2 protein-coding genes and 1 pseudogene are annotated in these 2,720 nt (G+C 46.9%); 1 reads left to right on the forward strand and 2 read right to left on the reverse strand.

The window, feature by feature from the left end:
- Together ACI3L3_RS16825 and ACI3L3_RS16830 are read right to left on the reverse strand one after the other, a co-directional pair.
- Window positions 1-1,126, reverse strand: a pseudogene (locus tag ACI3L3_RS16825) (IS3 family transposase); the annotation flags it as partial.
- 33 nt (window positions 1,127-1,159) lie between these two features.
- Window positions 1,160-1,384 carry a helix-turn-helix domain-containing protein gene (locus ACI3L3_RS16830; RefSeq protein WP_404846323.1) on the reverse strand — a complete coding sequence of 75 codons (225 nt, stop codon included), beginning with the start codon at window positions 1,382-1,384 and terminating at the stop codon, window positions 1,160-1,162.
- A 332-nt stretch (window positions 1,385-1,716) separates the two neighbouring features.
- Between ACI3L3_RS16830 and ACI3L3_RS16835 the strand changes: the two genes are divergently transcribed.
- A complete protein-coding gene (locus tag ACI3L3_RS16835; RefSeq protein ID WP_404846324.1) occupies window positions 1,717-2,394 on the forward strand; it encodes a hypothetical protein in 678 nt (225 codons plus the stop codon).
- Window positions 2,395-2,720 lie beyond the last annotated feature (326 nt).

Raw genomic sequence — 2,720 nt, forward strand, 5'->3', positions numbered from 1 at the left:
CAGCCATTTGAGGAATGTCTCCGCCTTCGGTTGTAGTAGGCTTCGATATATTGAAACAGCGCCAGTTCCGCTTCAAGCCTGTCTGAAAACAGTTGATGGCGGATGAATTGGGTCTTGAGGGTGTGGAAGAAAGATTCAGCCACGGCGTTATCCCAGCAATTCCCCTTGCGGCTCATACTCTGGATACAGCCATATCGATTCAGTTCCGCTCGGAAATCGCTGCTGGCGAACTGGATCCCACGATCACTATGGACCATGAGCCCCGGAGCAGGCCGTCGGCGAACAATGGCTTTATGAAAAGCACGAATTGCAGAATGCCTTTCAAGCGAGTCACTCAAATCCCACCCCACAACAATGCGCGAAAAGAGATCGATAAAGACTGTAAGGTAGTGCCATTTTGGGCCAACTTTGAGATAGGTGATGTCGGTCACCCATACGGTATTGGGAGCGCAAACCGCGAATTCACGATTCAAAAGGTTAGGGGCGACTGGCTCTTTATGTCTTGAGTCTGTTGTTACAACGAATTTCCGCGTTGTGCGGCAACGAAGGCCAAGACTCCGCATATGCCGTGCGACGCGCTGCCGGCTCACGTGTTGAAACTGATCCTCTGCTCGCAAATCTGCCGTAAGCATGGGACTCCCGACTGTCCGAGAATGCTCCTTGTAAAGTTGTACTATCCTGTGCCGAAGGCAGGCTGTTTCAATTGCCAATGCTGATGGTTTACGCTTCTTCCATGAGTAATAGCCGCTCTTAGAAACCTTGAGAACACGGCACATCCTCTTCACCGAATACTGCGAGCGGTAATCTTTGATGAAACGAAATCTCATTTCGGTGCCTTGCTGAAGATGGCCAATGCTTTTTTTAGTATATCTCGGTCCAACTCGGCATCCTTCAGCTTCTTCTCAAGCTCCTTGATGCGCTGTTGTTCCGCTGTAAGGGATTCATTGCCTTGGCCTGGAAAAGCGATGTGCCCATGCTGTTGCATTTCACGTCGCCAGCGGTAAATGAGATCTACGCCAATCCCAAGGCTCTCAGCGACCTCAGTCGCTGTGCGACCTGATTCCTCAACCATGAGCACAGCGTTTCGTTTGAATTCTGCATCGTATGTTCTGCGAGTTTTGCTCATCCACGTCTCCTGTTTGGTCGTCAGGATAGTGGCTTAACTCCGTGTCCACAACTCTGTAGCAGGATCAAGGTGGGACTTCGGAATAGGCGGCAGATCTTTGAGCCCTTCAAGGCCGTGAGTCTGGAAACGCCGCTTGTACTCGTAGAATTGACTACGATGCATACCGCGTCGCCGGCAGGCTTCGCTGACGTTTCCCAAGCTCTCTGCAAGTTCAAGCACACTCATACGCTGGCGGGCGACTTTTTCTGCAGCTTTCATGGGGCCTCCATCGTGAGACTGTACCCCAAAATCTGTCTGAGGACTAACCTAGTAGGACAACTACGGTGCATACCGCATCGCCGTCAGGCTTCGCTGACATTTCCCAAGCTCCCTGCAAGCTCAAGCACACTTATACGCTGGCGGGCGACTTTCTCTGCAGCTTTCATGGGGCCTCCATTGTGAGACTGTACCCCAAAATCTGTCTGAGTACTAACCTAGTTGGTTAATTTAAATTGTTGTTCTTTATGCTTTATCGGCGTTTGATTTTTGGATAAAGATTTTGTTGTAAATGAAGTTGTTTTCTGGTGGTCTATTTCTTGAGCTTTTAAAGCATGTTTAATAATGAAATGTTGCTTGGGGGACGTATGTGGCGCTGCTTTTTGCTAGTGGTAATACTTTTTTTCGTTGCTGGATGTGGGGCGGAGCCGCAATATGGGAGAGAGAGTTTTTGTTCTGTCGATGTTAAAAGGCAAGGAAATGTCTTTTGGGGAAGGATAGGTGGAGAAAAGATAGATTTTGTTAAGGTTAATCCGAAATACTCGTTTTATGGGCACAATAAAGTCGACTATAATAATGTCTATGCTTTTACTGATGGAGTTTCCGTCGTTGGTGTGACTGATATGTTTGGTTATTCTGAACGTAAACATACTTATAAATTCTATCAAAACTCTCAAAAAAATGATTCATGTGAGTTCGTTTCTATTGAAAAAGGAGCTGTTGAAGATTTAATTGATTATGTGATAGTCGCGAAAAAGAACGAAACAGGAGAGTATATTTGTGTATATTATGCGTATCATGAAAATGTAGATAGTGGGTGGTTGAATATGGATGCTCAGTATGGTGAGCCGCTAGCTTTGTCCTTTAGATATTCGACTTGGCCCGAGATGAATAATGACAAGAAAAGATATGTGCAGGAGGTTAAGGCGCGGGCTGATGATTCTGTTGCCTTTTTTTCAAATAGAGAAGTATCGAATACCAAGCGCATAGGCTGTGAGCGGGAGCGAGACTAGTGGTTCTTTGTATATAGTGTACAGAGATAGTATGCACCCGACACTGCCGCCTCTGTCTAAGAGAGGTGAGGTTAGGTTCTCGATCGAGTTACCAAACCCCAACAAACAATTTTCACCCCATAAATCACCCCACAAGGGGTTCAGACGGGGTTAGAATATAGAAAAACAGGCCCTCAGAATTGCTTCTAAGGGCCTGTTTTAATTGCAGATGGCGGAGAGGGTGGGCGAGGAAGGGGCGCCCAAAAATCCGATACCCCAGTTCTGCTCGCGGGAGACAATTTTGAAATACCCCATCTGATACCCCGTTTCGCTAGTTTTTTAGGATA

The organism is Desulfobaculum sp. SPO524 (assembly GCF_044987625.1).
In the GTDB taxonomy this organism is placed as follows: domain Bacteria; phylum Desulfobacterota; class Desulfovibrionia; order Desulfovibrionales; family Desulfovibrionaceae; genus Desulfobaculum.

Bases quoted from the DNA above. Each gene is read 5' to 3' on its own strand.
- ACI3L3_RS16830 (WP_404846323.1), bottom strand. From the start codon at position 1,384: ATGAAAGCTGCAGAAAAAGTCGCCCGCCAGCGTATGAGTGTGCTTGAA.
- ACI3L3_RS16835 (WP_404846324.1), top strand. From the start codon at position 1,717: ATGTTTAATAATGAAATGTTGCTTGGGGGACGTATGTGGCGCTGCTTT.